Annotated in this window: 13 protein-coding genes and 1 pseudogene; 7 read left to right on the top strand and 7 right to left on the bottom strand. The window is 73.7% G+C overall.

From position 1 onward, the window contains the following. Positions 1–10: 10 nt before the first annotated feature. The 3 genes from F3L20_RS28615 to hutU are packed head-to-tail and all read right to left on the bottom strand — an operon-like array spanning position 11 to position 4,286. Entirely contained in the window at positions 11–1,354 is a 1,344-nt protein-coding gene (locus tag F3L20_RS28615) for a formimidoylglutamate deiminase (RefSeq protein ID WP_150156752.1), read from the bottom strand. After that, positions 1,351–2,625, bottom strand: coding sequence for an allantoate amidohydrolase (locus tag F3L20_RS28620; protein ID WP_150156753.1), 1,275 nt, complete (start codon positions 2,623–2,625; stop codon positions 1,351–1,353). Before F3L20_RS28620 ends, F3L20_RS28615 begins: the two co-directional genes overlap by 4 nt. Then, positions 2,622–4,286, bottom strand: coding sequence for a urocanate hydratase (hutU, locus tag F3L20_RS28625; RefSeq protein WP_150156754.1), 1,665 nt, complete (start codon positions 4,284–4,286; stop codon positions 2,622–2,624). Before hutU ends, F3L20_RS28620 begins: the two co-directional genes overlap by 4 nt. A gap of 119 nt (positions 4,287–4,405) precedes the next feature. Between hutU and F3L20_RS28630 the strand changes: the two genes are divergently transcribed. Further along, complete coding sequence (locus tag F3L20_RS28630; protein WP_150156755.1) at positions 4,406–5,800, top strand: diaminopimelate decarboxylase; 1,395 nt, start codon at positions 4,406–4,408, stop codon at positions 5,798–5,800. Positions 5,801–5,881: 81 nt separating this feature from the next. On the opposite strand, the pseudogene F3L20_RS28635 reads toward F3L20_RS28630, so the two are convergent. After that, a pseudogene (locus F3L20_RS28635) lies at positions 5,882–6,466 on the bottom strand (hypothetical protein). Positions 6,467–6,617: 151 nt separating this feature from the next. Next, entirely contained in the window at positions 6,618–7,460 is an 843-nt protein-coding gene (locus F3L20_RS28640) for a MurR/RpiR family transcriptional regulator (RefSeq protein WP_150156756.1), read from the bottom strand. Between the two features lie 269 nt (positions 7,461–7,729). Here F3L20_RS28640 and F3L20_RS28645 point away from each other — a divergent pair, with 269 nt between their 5' ends. Both F3L20_RS28645 and F3L20_RS28650 read left to right on the top strand, forming a co-directional pair. After that, complete coding sequence (locus F3L20_RS28645; protein WP_150156757.1) at positions 7,730–9,448, top strand: LCP family protein; 1,719 nt, start codon at positions 7,730–7,732, stop codon at positions 9,446–9,448. Positions 9,449–9,534: 86 nt separating this feature from the next. Then, positions 9,535–9,957, top strand: a complete 423-nt coding sequence (locus F3L20_RS28650) for a hypothetical protein (RefSeq protein ID WP_150157532.1) — start codon at positions 9,535–9,537, stop codon at positions 9,955–9,957. Positions 9,958–10,313: 356 nt separating this feature from the next. Here F3L20_RS28650 and F3L20_RS28655 read toward each other — a convergent pair whose 3' ends face one another. After that, complete coding sequence (locus F3L20_RS28655; protein WP_150156758.1) at positions 10,314–11,702, bottom strand: cystathionine beta-synthase; 1,389 nt, start codon at positions 11,700–11,702, stop codon at positions 10,314–10,316. A 163-nt stretch (positions 11,703–11,865) separates the two neighbouring features. On the opposite strand from F3L20_RS28655, the gene F3L20_RS28660 reads away from it, so the two are divergent. From F3L20_RS28660 to F3L20_RS28670, 3 genes are all read left to right on the top strand, one after another. Beyond that, on the top strand, positions 11,866–12,894 hold the full coding sequence (locus F3L20_RS28660) for an SGNH/GDSL hydrolase family protein (protein ID WP_145826959.1): 1,029 nt from the start codon (positions 11,866–11,868) through the stop codon (positions 12,892–12,894). 768 nt (positions 12,895–13,662) lie between these two features. After that, complete coding sequence (locus tag F3L20_RS28665; protein ID WP_150156759.1) at positions 13,663–14,883, top strand: acetyl-CoA C-acetyltransferase; 1,221 nt, start codon at positions 13,663–13,665, stop codon at positions 14,881–14,883. A 274-nt stretch (positions 14,884–15,157) separates the two neighbouring features. Then, entirely contained in the window at positions 15,158–15,934 is a 777-nt protein-coding gene (locus F3L20_RS28670; protein WP_150156760.1) for a hypothetical protein, read from the top strand. Between the two features lie 16 nt (positions 15,935–15,950). On the opposite strand, the gene F3L20_RS28675 is transcribed toward F3L20_RS28670, so the two are convergent. Then, on the bottom strand, positions 15,951–16,232 hold the full coding sequence (locus F3L20_RS28675) for a hypothetical protein (RefSeq protein WP_167534725.1): 282 nt from the start codon (positions 16,230–16,232) through the stop codon (positions 15,951–15,953). A 131-nt stretch (positions 16,233–16,363) separates the two neighbouring features. On the opposite strand from F3L20_RS28675, the gene F3L20_RS28680 reads away from it, so the two are divergent. Then, positions 16,364–16,594, top strand: a complete 231-nt coding sequence (locus F3L20_RS28680; RefSeq protein ID WP_033276183.1) for a DUF4287 domain-containing protein — start codon at positions 16,364–16,366, stop codon at positions 16,592–16,594. Positions 16,595–16,643: the final 49 nt, after the last annotated feature.

The following is a 16,643-nucleotide window of genomic DNA, read 5'->3' on the forward strand; positions in this document are numbered from 1 at the left end:
TCATGGGTCGTCAGGCGCGCAGTGCCTGGACTGCCTGCGCGAGGGCTCCGGGCACGTCGGGGACCAGTGTGTGCGCCCCGTCGCGCACCACGTGCCGGCCCGCCACGACCGTGTGCCGCACATCGGCGGCCGTCGCGGCGAACACGGCCGTCTCGGCGCCGAGCCGGGGCAGCGGCCCCGCTGTCCTGACCGAGTCCAGCGCGACGGTGGTGAGGTCGGCGCGCGCCCCGGCCTCGATGGTGCCGGTGTCGTCCCAGCCGAGGGCCGCGTGCCCGTCGGCGGTCGCGGCGCGCAGCAGGGCCGCGGCCGTCCAGTGGCCCCGGGTGCGGGTGCGCAGCCGCTCGTCGAGCTCCATCGCGCGCGCCTCCTCGAACAGGTCGACCACGGCGTGGCTGTCGGAGCCGAGGCTGAGCGGGGAGCCCTCGTTCTGCAGGGCCACGGCGGGTCCGATGCCGTCCGCGAGGTCGCGTTCGGTCGTCGGGCACATGCAGGTGCCGGTGCCGCTGCCGCCGATCAGGGCGATGTCCTCGGCGGTGAGGTGGGTGTTGTGCACGCCGGTGGTGCGCGGCCCGAGGACCCCGTGCAGGGCCAGCAGCTGCGCCGGGGTGCAGCCGTGCGCCTCCCGGCAGGCGTCGTTCTCGGCGGTCTGCTCGGACAGGTGCACGTGCAGCGGGGCCCGCCGCTCCTCGGCCCAGCGCGCCACGGTCGCCAACTGCTCGGCGGGCACGGCCCGTACGGAGTGCACGGCCGCGCCGATCCGCGCGTGGTCCCGGTCCTTGAGGAGTGAGGAGCGTGCGGCCCAGGCGTCCGCGTCGCCGTCGGAGAAGCGGAGCTGGTGGGCGGTGGGCGGGCGGCCGAAGCCGGAGGACAGGTAGGCGGCGTCCAGGAGGGTGATGCGGATGCCGGCCTCGGCGGCGGCCGCGAGAAGCGCCTCCCCCATGGCGTTGGGGTCGGCGTAGGGCGTGCCACCGGGGGCGTGGTGCACGTAGTGGAACTCGCCGACGGTGGTGATGCCGGCCAGCGCCATCTCCGCGTACACGGCCCGGGCGAGGGCGTGGTAGCGGTCCGGGGTGAGCCGCTCGGCCGTGGCGTACATGATCTCGCGCCAGGTCCAGAAGGTGCCGGAGCCGACCTGGACGGTGGAGCGCAGGGCGCGGTGGAAGGCGTGGCTGTGGGCGTTCGCCAGCCCGGGGAGGGTGAGTCCGCGCAGGATCTCGGCGCCGGGCGGCGGTGCGGGGGTGTCGGTGCGGACGGCCGCGACGCGTCCGTCCGTCACCTCGACGGCGACGCCCGGCTCCACATGGGTGCCGAGCCAGGCGTGCTCCAGCCAGTACGTCCGGGGGGTGGCGGTCACGGGGCGGCCAGTCCTTCCAGTACGTCGGCGAGGGCGAGGACCCCGGCCGCGCAGTCGTCCTCGGTGGCGGACTCGGCCGGGGAGTGCGAGACGCCGGTGGGGTTGCGTACGAACAGCATGGCGGTCGGGACGCGCCCCGAGAGGATTCCGGCGTCGTGTCCGGCGCCGGTGCCGAGGACGGGCACCTTCAGGTCGGCGGCGGTGCCCAGGATGCCGGCGAGTGCGTCGCGCAGGGCGTGGTCGAACTCGACGACGGGGGTGAAGGACTCGCGTTCGACGTCGAGGTGGACGCCGTGGGCGGCGGCGTGGGCGCGGGCGGCCCGTTCCACCCCGCCGACCACGAGGTCCAGCCGCTCCTGGTCGGCGGCGCGCGAGTCGAGCCAGCCGCGCACCAGGAAGGGCACGGCGTTGACGCCGTTCGGTTCGACGGCGAGCTTGCCGAAGGTGGCGACGGCGCCCGCGCGTTCGGCCTCCCGGCGGGCGGCGAGGACGGTCTCGGCGTACGGCAGCATCGGGTCGTGCCGGTCGGTGAGGCGGGTGGTGCCGGCGTGGTTGGCCTCGCCGCGGAAGTCGAACCGCCAGCGGCCGTGCGGCCAGATGGCGGACGCGACGCCGACCGGGTCGCCGGTCAGGTCCAGTGCCCGGCCCTGCTCGACGTGGAGTTCGACGAAGGCCCCGATGCGGGACAGCCGTACGGGGTCGGGGCCGATGGCGTCGGGGTCGTGTCCCGCGGCCTCCATGGCCTGCGGGAGGGTGATGCCGTCGGCGTCGGTGAGCCGGCGGGCCTGCTCCACGGTGAGCGCGCCCGCGGTGAGCCGGGAGCCGACGCAGGCGAGCCCGAAGCGGGCGCCCTCCTCGTCCCCGAAGTTGACGACGCCGAGCGGCCTGACCGGACGCACGCCCCGGCGGCGCAGTTCGTCGAGGGCGGCGAAGGCGGAGACCACGCCGAGGGGGCCGTCGAAGGCCCCGCCGTCGGGCACGGAGTCGAGGTGCGACCCGGTGACCACGGCGTCCCCGGCGGCCGGGTCGCCGAGCCAGGCCCACTGGTTGCCGTTGCGGTCCACCTCGTAGGCCAGGCCGCGGCGGCGGGCCTGCTCCCGGAACCAGTCCCGGCAGTCGGCGTCGGCGCCGGTCCAGGCGAACCTGCGGTAGCCGCCGGAGGTCGCGTTCCGTCCGACCGGCAGCAGTTGCCGCCACATCTCGTGGAAGGAGTCCCCCTCGGGCACCGGCCGTGCGGGCGCCTGCGGGGTGGCGTGCGTGCGGTCCGTCATGCCGGGTCGCCCTCGCGCATGGGCACCCGCACGCCGCGCTCGTCCGCCACCGACTCCGCGATGTCGTAGCCCGCGTCGACGTGACGGATGACGCCCATCCCGGGGTCGTTGGTGAGCACCCGCCGGATCTTCTCGCCGGCCAGCGCGGTGCCGTCGGCCACGGTCACCTGTCCGGCGTGGATCGACCGCCCCATGCCGACGCCGCCGCCGTGGTGCAGGGACACCCAGGAGGCGCCCGAGGCCACGTTCACCATGGCGTTGAGCAGCGGCCAGTCGGCGATGGCGTCGGACCCGTCCAGCATGGCCTCGGTCTCCCGGTAGGGGGAGGCCACGGACCCGCAGTCCAGATGGTCCCGGCCGATGACGACCGGCGCGGACAGCTCCCCGCTCGCCACCATGTCGTTGAAGCGCTCGCCGGCCTTGTCGCGTTCGCCGTAGCCGAGCCAGCAGATGCGCGCGGGCAGGCCCTGGAAGTGGACCCGCTCCCCGGCCAGCTTGATCCAGCGGGCCAGGGACTCGTTCCGCGGGAAGAGGTCGAGGATCGCCCTGTCGGTCCTGGCGATGTCGGCGGGGTCGCCTGACAGCGCGGCCCAGCGGAAGGGGCCCTTGCCCTCGCAGAACAGGGGGCGGATGTAGGCGGGGACGAAGCCGGGGAAGGCGAACGCCCGGTCGTACCCGGCGAGCTGGGCCTCGCCGCGGATGGAGTTGCCGTAGTCGAACACCTCGGCGCCGGCGTCCTGGAAGCCGACCATCGCCTCGACGTGCCGGGCCATCGACTCGCGGGCGCGGGTGGTGAAGCCGGCCGGGTCCTTGGCGGCGGCGTCCGCCATGTCCTCGAAGGCGGTCCCGACGGGCAGGTAGGCCAGCGGGTCGTGGGCGGAGGTCTGGTCGGTGACGATGTCGACCGGGGCGCCCATGGCGAGCAGTTGCGGGACCAGCTCGGCGGCGTTGCCGAGGACGCCGACGGACAGCGGCTCGCGCTTGTCGCGGGCCTCGACGGCCAGCCGCAGCGCGTGGTCGAGGGAGTCGGCCCGTACGTCCAGGTACCGGTGCTCGATGCGGCGCTCGAGGGCGCGCGGGTCGCAGTCGACGCAGATCGCGACGCCGTCGTTCATGGTGACCGCGAGCGGCTGGGCGCCGCCCATGCCGCCGAGTCCGGCGGTGAGGGTGATGGTGCCGGCCAGGGTGCCGCCGAAGCGCTTCGCGGCGACGGCGGCGAAGGTCTCGTAGGTGCCCTGGAGGATGCCCTGGGTGCCGATGTAGATCCAGGAGCCGGCGGTCATCTGCCCGTACATGGTCAGGCCGAGGGCCTCCAGGCGGCGGAACTCCTCCCAGTTCGCCCAGTCGCCGACGAGGTTGGAGTTGGCGAGGAGGACGCGCGGTGCCCACTCGTGGGTCTGCATGACGCCGACCGGGCGGCCGGACTGGACGAGCATCGTCTCGTCCTGCTTGAGGGTCCTCAGCGTGCGGACCATGGCGTCGAAGGAGCGCCAGTCGCGGGCCGCCTTGCCGGTGCCGCCGTAGACGACGAGCTTGTCGGGGTGCTCGGCGACCTCCGGGTCGAGGTTGTTCTGCAGCATCCGCAGGGCGGCCTCCTGCTGCCAGCCCAGGGCGCTCAGCTCGGTGCCGCGCGGCGCTCGGACAGGACGGGGTCCGGACATGGGGTGCCTCCAGGGTGCCGACGACGTCTGCGGATATTCATATCCTCACCAGCTGAATAGACCTAGTCAATACGGGGGGTGTGTCGGCGGCCCCGCACGGAGGATGTTTGGCTGGATGCATGCGTGCGAACACCGAACAGACCGAGGACGGCACCGACGACGTGACGGGCGGGGCGGCCCGGCGGCGTCACGCGGCGGTGCGGGCGGCCGTGGAGCAAGGGCTGCTGAACGACGACGTGCCGCTCGTGGCGCTGCTGGACGTCACCGGCATCCGGCAGTCGGCGGCCTCGCTGAGGGCCGCCTTCGAGGAGGTGACCGCGCCCGGCACGCCGGTGCTGCACGCCTTCGCGGTGAAGGCGAGCCCGCTGGTGCCGGTGCTGCGGCTGCTGCGTGCGGAGGGCATCGGCGCGGAGGTGGCGAGCCCGGGTGAGCTGGCGCTGGCGCGCGCGGCGGGCGTGGAGCCGGAGCGCACGGTCCTGGACTCGCCGGCCAAGACCCTCGCCGAGCTGCGGGAGGCGCTGGCGCTGGGCATCGCCGTCAACGCGGACAACCCGCAGGAGCTGGCGCGCCTCGACGCCCTGGTGGCCGGCGCGGACCCTCGCTCCCCCCTGGGCATCAGGGTGAACCCGCAGGTGGGCGGCGGCTCCATCGAGGCTTTGTCGACGGCAACGGCGACGTCGAAGTTCGGCGTGGCGCTGCGCGACGAGGGGGCGCGGGAGTGGGTGGTCCGGGCGTATCTGGACCGGCCCTGGCTGACCCGGCTGCACGCGCACACCGGCTCCCAGGGCATCGCCCTGTCGATGATGGCGCGCGGGGTGGCGGAGACGTACGAGCTGGCGGAGGAGATCAACCGGCGGGCGGGACGGCGCCAGGTCGACACCCTCGACATCGGCGGCGGACTCCCGGTGAACTTCGCCTCCGAGGAGACCCGCCCGACCTACGCGGAGTACACGCGGCTGCTGAAGGAGACGGTGCCGGGGCTGTTCGACGGGCGGTACGGGCTGGTCACCGAGTTCGGCCGGTCGCTGCTGGCCAAGCACGGCACGGTGGTCGCGCGCGTGGAGTACGCCAAGAGCGCGGGCGGCCGGCCGGTCGCGGTGACCCACGCGGGCGTGCAGGTGGCGACGCGGACCGTGTACGCGCCGGGGTCGTGGCCGCTGCGGATCGCCGCGTACGACGCGAAGGGGCGGCCCAAGGAGGGGCCGGCGGTGGTGCAGGACGTGGCGGGACCCGCTTGCTTCGCGGGCGACCTGCTGGCGCAGGGGCAGGAGCTGCCGCTGCTGGAGCAGGGGGACTACGCGGCGGCGCTGGACACGGGTGCGTACTACTTCGCGCACCACTACGCGTACAACTCGCTGCCCCGGCCCGCCGTCCTCGGGTTCGCCCCGGACGGAGCGGGCGGCGTCACGTTCGCGACCGTACGCCCCGCCCAGCCGATCGAGGAGATCGTCACCGAATCGGGCGCGGCCCACACGGACGCCCTGACGACCCTGGCCACCGCACCTCCGGTGTGACGGTAGGGGGGCGGACTCCCGCCCGCCCCCCGCCGGCACCGCGTGGACACCCACATGACCCGGGCGCGGGGCAGCCCCCTCCTACGCCGCTGTCGTGAGGCGGCGGCGGGTGCCGCCCGGGGCCGCGTCGCCTGCCGCGATGCCCGTGCTGCGGTAGGCCTTGACCGCCCGGCCGGCGGGCCGTCCCGCCCCCGCGCGCAGCCAGTCGACACGCACCCACAGCAGCACGTCGTCGTCCCGCTCCAGCCGGCCGATCCACGCCGCCTTCAGCCACAGCCCCGCACCGCACCCGGCGAGCAGCAGACCGGCCGCCGCCGGCGCCGCGAACGCCGAGCCGAGCGCGGCGAGGAAGGCGAGCAGCAGCCACCAGCGGTGCTACCGGCGCCAGTTGCGCGCGGTCACCGCGCGGTCCTGCAGCACGTCGTGCCGGCCCGCGCGGGCCGCCGAGCGGGCCAGCGCGCGGTAGCGGCCCCGCCGGGTCCACGCCACCAGCGCCGCGGCCACGATGAACAGCGCGGCTCCCCCGAGCACACCGATCCGGCGCCCGGTCAGTCCGGGCACGAACACCCCGATGGCGGCGGCGACGACCCCCAGCCACCACAGCGGCGCCGCCCCGGCCCGCACGACGACGGCCACCCGGGCCAGTCCCTGTCCTCCGCGCGTCACGTCCAGCCTCCCGTCATCCGATACGTGGAAGTCATCAACCCGTGGACTTCCCTTACCGCGAAGGGCGCGTCGGGGGAAGTCCCGTGCGACGGACGCTAGCGGGACAAGCTGAGACGAGTCTGAGAAGACGCGCGACCGGCGCCGCGCCCCGTCACTCGGTGAACAGCCCGCGCGCCGCCGCCCGGGTGTCGAACTCCTCCAGCCGCGCCTGCGCGTCGGGCAGGTCGTCGCACATCGCCTCCAGCAGCACCCGGCCCAGCAGCATCGGCGCGCACGCGGTGTCGAAGACCAGCCCGGTGCCGACGGCGGCCGGCAGCAGCAGGTCCGACACCTTGGCGACCGGCGCGAACGGCGAGTCGGCGACGGTGACGACGGTCAGCCCCGCCTCCTTGGCGTGGGTGAGGGCGTCGAGGACCTCACGCGGGTGCCGGGGCAGCGCGAAGCACAGCAGGGCCCGCGCCCCGGCCCGGACCGCCGCGTCGACGCGGTCGTACAGCATCGTGCCGCCCTCGTTGAGCAGCCGTACGTCGGGATGGACCTTGGCGGCGAAGTAGGCGAAGCCGTGCGCCTGGGCGGCGGCGGCCCGCAGACCGAGTACGGGCAGCGGCCGGCTCCCGGCCAGCACACGCCCCGCCCGCCGCACGGGCTCCGGATCGGCCAGCACCTCCGCGAGATGGCGCAGGTTCTCGATCTCGGCCTCGACGGCCTGCTGGTACTCGTTGTACGCGCCGGTCTCAGGGGCGGGTTCGGCGGGCGCCACCTCGCGCAGGTGCCGGCGCAGCGCGGGATAGCCGTCGAAGCCGAGGGCGACGGCGAAGCGGGTCACGGACGGCTGGCTGACCCCGGCCAGCTCGGCCAGCTCCACGCTCGACAGAAACGGCACGTCGGCGGCCCGCCGCACCATGCTGTGGGCGATGCGCCGCTGGGTCGGCGTCAGCCGGTGCCCCTCGAAGAGCGCCTGGAGACGCGCCGCGGGGCTCTCGGTGCCGCTCATGACGTGACTCCCCCTCGGCCCTGCGGCCCATTCATCCGTCGTGACTTCTGCATGCCGTTATACAGGCGCACGGCACACCGCGCCGGGCGGGTGCCGCGTTGGGCGGAGATCGCACCCTGTGCCCGGTTCGCGGACAGATCCGGATCTCGACGATTTTGCTACGACGTCGGCGATTCACCGGTCGGCCGGTTAGCGTAACTCCTCGAACAATTAAGCGCTTTGGTGCGCGGGTGCCTCACGGGGCGCATGACGGAGGACGGGGTGGGGGCGTGGACGCGCACGGTCGTGGGCAGACGGACGGGGCCGATCCCGCCGACCAGTGGGTGCTCAACCCGCAGACCGGCGACTACGAGCTGAGGCTGGACGGATCCGCGCCGACGCCGGCGTTCCCCCGGCAGCGCAGCGCCCCGCCCGCGGGCACGGGCACCGCCCCGCGCGCCCCCGCCCCCGGCCGGCGTGGCCACCGCCCCGCCCCGGACCCGGAGGACGGCCCAGGTCCGCAGGACGACCGCGACGCCGGCCGCCGCAAGGGCAAGCAGCCCCGCCGGAGCGGCAGACGCAAGGCCCTGCTGTGGACCGGGGGCGTCATGGGCCTGGTCCTTGTCGGCGGCTCGGCGTTCGCGTACTACTGGTACGACCGCCTCTACGGCAACATCGGCACCGTCGACATCGGTGACGTGGGCAGCGACACGGCCCTCGCGGACGGCCCGGCCAACATCCTCGTCATCGGCAACGACGTCCGTACCGGCAAGGGCAACGAGGCCTACGGCGACCGGGACAACGTGACCGGGCACGCCGACACCACACTGCTGTTCCACGTCGCCGAGGACCGCTCCAACGCGACGGTGGTGAGCATCCCCCGCGACCTGATGACCCGGATACCGGACTGCGACACCCGGCAGTCCGACGGCTCGACGAAGACGATCCCCGGCTCCGAGGGGACCACCCGGTTCAACGAGTCCTACGGCGTGGAGGGCCGCGACCCCGGCTGCACCATGCGCACGGTGGAGCAGCTCACCGGCCTGGACGTGGACCACTTCATGATGTTCGACTTCAACGCGGTCAAGACGCTGTCCACGGCGGTCGGCGGCGTCGAGGTGTGTCTGGAGAAACCCCTCAAGGACCTCGACGGCGGGACCAAGCTCGACCTCCCGGCCGGCCCGAGCACCGTCCAGGGCGAGCAGGCGCTGTCGTTCCTGCGCAACCGGCACGGCCTGAAGAACGAGAGCGACCTGGACCGGATCGGGATGCAGCAGAAGTTCGTCGCGTCGATGCTGCGCCGGCTCAAGGAGGACACCCTCGGCAGCCCGTCGAAGATGCTGGACGTCGCCGACGCGGCCACCAAGTCCCTCACCGTGGACAAGGGCATCGGCAGCCCCACCAAGCTGCTGACCCTCGCCAAGGAGCTGGGGAAGATCGACCTGAAGAACATCACGCTGATGATGCTCCCGGTGATCGACAACCCGGACGAGCCGAGGCCCGTCACCGTCGTCCCGGACCCGGTCAAGGCCCCGCAGGTGTTCTCCATGCTGCAGGACGACGTGTCGTTCACCGAGGTGAAGAAGCAGCAGAAGAAGGCCAAGGACAAGCAGGAGGCGCTGCTGAAGGGTCCGCGGGCCGAGGCGTCCGCCGTGCGCGTCGACGTCCTCAACGGCGGCGGTCCGCAGGGCGCGGCCCAGGACACGGTCGGCTGGCTGCAGAACAACGAGGGGGTGTCCCGGTCGTCGAACCAGGGCAACGCCCCCGCGAAGGTCGCCCGCACCCAGCTCGTATACGCCCCGGACCAGGCCGACCAGGCCCGCAAGCTCGCCGATCTGATGGGGCTGCCCGCCGCCGCGCTGAAGCCCGGCACCGAGGACGCAGGCGCCACCGAGCCGATGACGCTCACCCTCGGCCCCGACTTCAAGGGGGCCGGCGTGCCCGTCGCGACGCCGAAGAAGGTCGACGTCCCGCAGTCCCGGGCCGACGAGAAGATGTGCAAGGGCTGAGACAGCGGCCAACCCGAGGACGGGAACGGGGGTTACCCCCAGTGCGGGCGGGCTCCCGCGTGCCTACCTTGTGAGGCATGACGGGAATGGACGCGCGGGACCCCGAGCTGAAGAAGGAACTCGACGCCTCCCTGCAGGCCCGCAGGGAACTGGGCGAGGACTACGAGTCCGCCCTGGTGGACTCGTTCCTGGAGAAGGTCGACCAGCGCATCGACGGCGCGGTGGAGCGGCGGGTGCGCCGGCAGCTGGCCGAGCATCAGATGACGGCCGCCCGGGACGCGCGCTCGCCGCAGGTGACGGACTCCTGGGGCGAGCGGTTCGGCTTCGGCATCGTGTCGCTGGTGCTGGCGGTGCCGCTGTCCGCGATCGGCGGGGGCGTCGCCGATCTGCCCGGGCTGCTGGTGGCCTGGGCGGGGATCGTCGGCGTGAACGTCGTTCAGGCCGTCCGCACCAACCCCTCCCTGTTCGGCCGCCGCCGCTCGGCGCGCGGCGACGACTGGGAGGACTGAGCCGTACGAAGCCCGGCGGCCGCGTGAGGCGGCCGCCGGGCTTCGCGGGGCACAAGGCTTGGCGCGGGGACCGCCGCACCCCCGTTGCCGGGGGGCGGGACGACGGCGGTCCCCGCGAAGACGCTCCGCGCGCTGGGCGCGGTGCGCGTCACAGGCGTCCGTGGAGGTCCGGGAGCCGCTCCGGAGGTCCTTCGACGCCTTGTGGCCGTCGGCCGGAACGGGGAGCCGCTCCCGTCCCGTCGACATCCACCAATGTGCCCGAGCTGTGTTAAGCGAGTGCTGCGCGGGCGTGACGTGCTCGTACCACTTCCGCGAAGCCCGCGCGGATCAGGCCGGTGCCGGGCCCGAGCGGGGACTCAGGCGCCGTTCCTGGCGAGGAAGGACAGCAGGTCCTGACGGCTGACCACCCCGGTCGGCTTGCCCTCGACCAGCACGATCGCCGCGTCCGCCCGGCCCAGCACGGCCATCAGGTCCGCGACCGGCTCGCCGGAACCGACCTGCGGCAGCGGCGCGCTCATGTGCTTCTCCAGCGGGTCGTCGAGCGAGGCGCTCTTGCTGAACAGGTGGTCCAGCAGCTCCCGCTCGACGACGGAGCCGACGACCTCGGCGGCCATCACGTCCGGGTGGCCGGCGCCCGGCTTGACCACGGGCATCTGCGAGACGCCGTACTCGCGCAGCACCTCGATGGCCTGGCCGACCGTCTCGTCCGGGTGCATGTGCACCAGGGAGGGGATGTGGCCGCCCTCCTTGTCCTCCAGGACGTCGGCGACGCGGGCGCTGGGGCCGGAGTCCTCCAGGAAGCCGTAGTCGGCCATCCACTCGTCGTTGAAGATCTTGCTGAGGTAGCCGCGGCCGCTGTCCGGCAGCAGGACGACGACGACGTCGTCCTCGCCGAGCCGCGAGGCGACCTCCAGCGCCGCCACGACCGCCATGCCGCAGGAGCCGCCGACCAGCAGGCCCTCCTCCTTGGCGAGCCGGCGGGTCATCTGGAAGGAGTCCTTGTCGGAGACGGGGACGATCTCGTCCGCGACGTCCCGGTCGTAGGCGGTCGGCCAGAAGTCCTCGCCGACTCCCTCCACCAGGTACGGACGGCCGGAACCGCCGGAGTACACCGAGCCCTCGGGGTCGGCGCCGATCACCTTGACGCGGCCCTCGCTGGCCTCCTTGAGGTAGCGGCCGGTGCCGGAGATGGTGCCGCCGGTGCCGACGCCCGCCACGAAGTGCGTGATCTTCCCCTCGGTCTGCTCCCACAGCTCGGGGCCCGTGGAGTGGTAGTGCGAGAGGGGGTTGTTGGGGTTGGAGTACTGGTCCGGCTTCCAGGCCCCCGGCGTCTCACGGACCAGCCGGTCGGAGACGTTGTAGTAGGAGTCGGGGTGCTCGGGGTCCACGGCGGTCGGGCAGACGACGACCTCGGCGCCGTACGCCCGCAGCACGTTGATCTTGTCGGTGGACACCTTGTCCGGGCAGACGAAGATGCACTTGTAGCCCTTCTGCTGGGCCACGATGGCGAGCCCGACGCCGGTGTTGCCGCTGGTCGGCTCGACGATGGTGCCGCCCGGCTGCAACGCCCCGCTCTGCTCCGCCGCCTCGATCATGCGCAGGGCGATGCGGTCCTTCACGGAACCGCCCGGGTTGAAGTACTCCACCTTGGCCAGGACGGTGGCCCTGATGCCCTTGGTCACGCTGTTGAGCCGCACCAGCGGGGTGTTGCCGACGAGGCTGATCATCGAGTCGTGGAATTGCACCGTTGTCTCCGGATGCTGCAAAAGGGGTGGTCGTGGTGGTGATGCCAGCCTAGGCCCTCCCCGGAACCGGACCCGGCCGGGTCGTTCACTCCCTGTCGGGATTGGAGCACCGTCCGTACGGGGCAAGACCTGGGTGTACGGCTACGAGGAGGTGGCGGCGGGCATGACATGCATGTCGAGGGCGCGGGTGGCCCGGCGGATCGCGGCCGGTGCGGCGTACGGCGGCGGGGGGATCGGTCTGGCCGGTGCGGCCGCCGTGGGGCTGCTGCTGGCGGAGGCGCAGCTGGCCCGGCGCCGGGTGGGCAACGGCACGAGCCCCCACGTGCCCCACGCGGACGGACTGTACGGCGCCTCCTACACCGTGCCGGGCGAGCCGGCGCTGCGGCTGACGATGCTGGGCGACTCCACGGCCGCCGGGCAGGGCGTGCACCGGGCCGGGCAGACGCCGGGCGCGCTGATCGCCTCGGGGGTCTCGGCGATCGCGGAGCGTCCGGTCGGGCTGAGCACGGTCGCGGTGCCCGGGGCCCGCTCGGACGACCTGGACCGGCAGGTGAGCCGGGCGCTGGCGGACCCGTCCCGGGTGCCGGACATCTGCGTGATCATGGTCGGCGCCAACGACGTCACCCATCGCATGCCGCCCACCCGTTCCGTGCGTCACCTCGCCTCGGCGGTGCGCCGGCTGCGGACGGCCGGCGCGGAGGTGGTGGTCGGCACGTGCCCGGATCTCGGCACCATCGAGCCGGTGTGGCAGCCGCTGCGCTGGATGGCCCGCCGGGCCTCGCGGCAGCTCGCCGCGGCGCAGACGATCGGCGTGGTCGAGCAGGGCGGGCGCACGGTGTCGCTGGGCGACCTGCTGGGCCCGGAGTTCGCGGAGAACCCGCGCGAGCTGTTCGGCCCCGACAGCTACCACCCGTCCGCGGAGGGGTACGCCACGGCGGCGATGGCGGTGCTGCCGACGGTGTGCGCGGCGCTCGGCCTGTGGCCGGCGGACGAGGAGCGCCCGGACGCCGCCCGCCGCGAGGGTTTCCTGCCGGTGGCACGGGCCGCCGCGGAGGCGGCCTCGGAGGCCGGCACGGAGGTCGCCGCGGCGATGCCCACGGGGCCGCGGGGCGCCTGGGCCCTCCTCAAGCGGCGCCGCCGCCGGCGGGTCCCGGAGGCCGAGCCGGAGCCGTCCCCCCAGCCGTCCCCCTAGCCCGACGCCCCACGGGGCCGGTCCGCCCCGCCGACCGCGAGCACAGCCCGGCCGGCTGTGCGGACGGAGGCGGCACGGCCCGGCTCCGCCGTGCGGACGGAGGCGGGCGCGACCCGGCCGCGTGCGGCAGGACGAAGGCCAGGCCCGCCCCACCCCGGCCGCCGTACCCGCAGCGGCGGGTACCAGTCAGCCGCATGCGGGACGCTGCGGAGACCGGGCAGCCCACCCCGGCCGCCGTAGGCACAGCGGCGGCCACCAGCCGGCGGCGTGTGGGGCGGGGTGGAGGCCGCCCATCCCGGGCACCTGCCGCCAGAGGCGGGCACGATCCGGCCGTCATGCGAGGGCAGGACGGAGGCCGAGCCACCCACCCAGGCCGCCTTACCCGCATCGGCGGGCACCAGCCGGCCGCTGCGGGGGGCGAGGCGAAAACCGAGTCGCTCCTCTGCGGGCATGCGTGCCGCACGGGTGGGCGTGGGCGGCGCGGCCGGAAGCGGACTCGAATCCGACCTCGGTACGCGATGCGCCGAGGGCAGACCGCCCTCGCCGCGCGCCGGAGGCGTGCGCCGGTGGGCGTGGGTCGGCCCGCGCCACGGGTCGACTACAAAGCAAGCGCTTAGACAGTTGCGGTCCATGTCACACCGCGACACGCGTGACCGCGCCCATACGGCCGGGTAACTTCCCAACAGGCGCCGCACCAACCCACCGGTATGCCCGACCGCGCCCGAGCGCCGAGCGCTACGCCGCCGCCCCCTTCACTCTGGAGCCGTGATGCCCGAAGCCGTGATCGTTTCCGCCGCCCGCTCCCCCATCGGCCGCGCCTTCAAGGGCTCGCTCAAGGACGTGCGCCCGGACGACCTGACCGCCACGATCATCCAGGCCGCCCTCGCCAAGGTCCCCGAGCTGGACCCGAAGGACATCGACGACCTGATGCTCGGCTGCGGCCTGCCCGGCGGCGAGCAGGGCAACAACCTCGGCCGGGTCGTCGCCGTGCAGATGGGCATGGACCACCTCCCCGGCTGCACGATCACCCGCTACTGCTCCTCCTCGCTGCAGACCTCCCGGATGGCGCTGCACGCGATCAAGGCCGGCGAGGGCGACGTCTTCATCTCGGCCGGCGTCGAGACGGTCTCCCGCTTCACCAAGGGCAACTCCGACAGCCTGCCGGACACCCGCAACCCGCTCTTCGCCGAGGCCGAGGCCCGCACCGCCGCCGTCGCCGAGACCGAGGGCTCCACCTGGCACGACCCGCGCGAGGACGGCCTGGTCCCCGACCCGTACATCGCGATGGGCCAGACTGCGGAGAACCTCGCCCGCTGGAAGGGCGTCACCCGCCAGGAGATGGACGAGTTCGGTGTCCGCTCGCAGAACCTCGCCGAGGAAGCCATCAAGAACGGTTTCTGGGAGCGCGAGATCACCCCGGTGACGCTGCCCGACGGCACGGTGGTCTCCAAGGACGACGGCCCGCGCGCCGGCGTGACCCTGGAGGGCGTGTCCGGCCTCAAGCCCGTCTTCCGCCCCGACGGCCTGGTCACCGCCGGCAACTGCTGCCCGCTCAACGACGGCGCCGCCGCGCTCGTCATCATGAGCGACACCAAGGCCCGCGAGCTGGGTCTGACGCCACTGGCCCGGATCGTGTCCACCGGCGTCTCCGGCCTCTCCCCCGAGATCATGGGCCTCGGCCCGGTCGAGGCGAGCAAGCAGGCCCTGGGGCGGGCCGGGCTGACCGTCGACGACATCGACCTGTTCGAGATCAACGAGGCGTTCGCCGCCCAGGTCATCCCCTCCTACCAGGACCTGGGCATCCCGCTGGAGAAGCTGAACGTCAACGGCGGCGCCATCGCCGTCGGCCACCCCTTCGGCATGACCGGCGCCCGCATCACCGGCACGCTCATCAACTCCCTCCAGTTCCACGACAAGCAGTTCGGTCTGGAGACCATGTGCGTCGGCGGCGGGCAGGGCATGGCGATGGTCGTCGAGCGCCTCAGCTGACCGCCGCGGCCGCTCGGTAGCCGTAGCGGCACGGTGGGTGAGACATCGGCCCGGCACCCCGGCTTCCCGGGGGTCGGGCCGTTTTGTGATCCAAATTCCCCAGGATGTGACCTACGCCTCTTGTCCGGGCATCCCGCAGGTCACGGTCGCTCACCTACCCGGCGCGACCTCGACTCGCTGTCCGTTTCGTGACGTTACGCACTGACAGATGGTTAGTCCACCCTTCAAGCTGATGTAGGAAGTCGGGGGTCGACTGTGAACCGGGAGTACGTCAGTGAGCGCCATGCCGATCGCCCTGCTGATCACCACGGCCGCCACCGGCGCCGTGGGCGTCGCCGTCCTGCGCAGCGTTCTGGTGCTGCGCCGACAGGTCGCGGCACTGCACACCGAGCTGGCCAGGAGCCAGGCGGGGAGCCGTGCGCAGGTTCCGCCCGCCCGCTCGGCCGGCACCGACGAGATACGCGCCGCGGTCGCGGAGGCGCTCGCCGAGGAGCGGGAGCGTGAGCTGGCCGAGGCGCGGGCCTTCTGGGCCGCGCAGGAGGCCCGTGACGCCTCCGACGCGCCGTCTCTGCTGGGCCTGGCGGACAGTGAGCTGTTCCTGCCCCGGCAGGCCGATTTCGCCGGTCTGGAGCCGGTTGCCGAGCCCGGTGCCGACACCGAGGAGCACGGCGGCGACTCCCCCGAGCTGGCAGCGGCCCGCCGCCGCCACCCCTCGCACCCGGACTTCGTGCCCCACCCGTCGCCGGTGGTGGGCGACCACGAGCGCACCGTGGCCGTGCTGGAGGAGCTGGCCGACGCGCGCACCGAGCTGTCCGACGTCCGCCCGGGCCCGCTGGGCACCCTGGACGTGTACGTCTTCGCCGACGGCACCACGCTCTGCATGACGCCGGGCCACCGCGAGACCGCGGAGCGCCTGGCCGAGGCGCTGCGGGCGGGCGAGACCCCGTTCCTGCTGGGCGGCTCCGGCATCTCCGGGGCGTACACCCTGACGTTCGCCTGCGGCGAGGACAACGTCTACATCCTCGCGGACCGCGTCATCGCGTCCCTGTAGTCCACGGGTCCGCCCGCTACACCCCGGCGCGTTCGCGGGCCTCCTCCACGAGCCGGGCCGCCTCCGCCACCTCGTCCTCGTCCTTCAGTACGAGGGCGAAGTCGTGTCCGGCGACGGTGATCTGGTCGGCGGCGGCGAACATCCCGGCGTCGGGCATCTCGCGCGGTGCGGTGCCGGGCTCCTCCACGAGCTGGGTGCGCCGCGCCAACTCCCTGGCCAGCGCGAGCGCCTCGGCCGCCGCGCTGCGCTGGAGCCGGCTCTGCGGCGCGGCCCGCAGACGGTCGGCGAACTGATCCACGGCCCGGGTGAAGGGTGTCGTATCAACCACGCGGCGAGCGTACGCGGCGCGGCGGGACTGTTGCCAACGGGCGGGCGCTCGGGCACGGTGACCTGAAGGACCGGCTTGTATCCCAGCGTCCGGAGGCGCCGATGTCCCAAGTCTTCTCCGCAGAGACCCACCGCAACATGCTCGCCCGCATCCCGCACTGCACCGGTCGTGAGATCTCCGACTGGCTGCGCACCGTCGAAGAAGGCCCGGCGCTCGTCCGGTTCGAGGAGAAGGTCAGCTGGCTGAGGCACGAGTACGACCTGGCGTACGGTCACGCCAAGGCGATCGTGCACGAGTACGACCTCAGGAGGGCGGCCCGCCGGCTGCTCTGACCGGTGTCCGGCCCGTGACGGCATGACGAAGGGCCCCGGTGCGAACCGG

This window comes from Streptomyces tendae, from assembly GCF_008632955.1.
Lineage (GTDB): Bacteria > Actinomycetota > Actinomycetes > Streptomycetales > Streptomycetaceae > Streptomyces.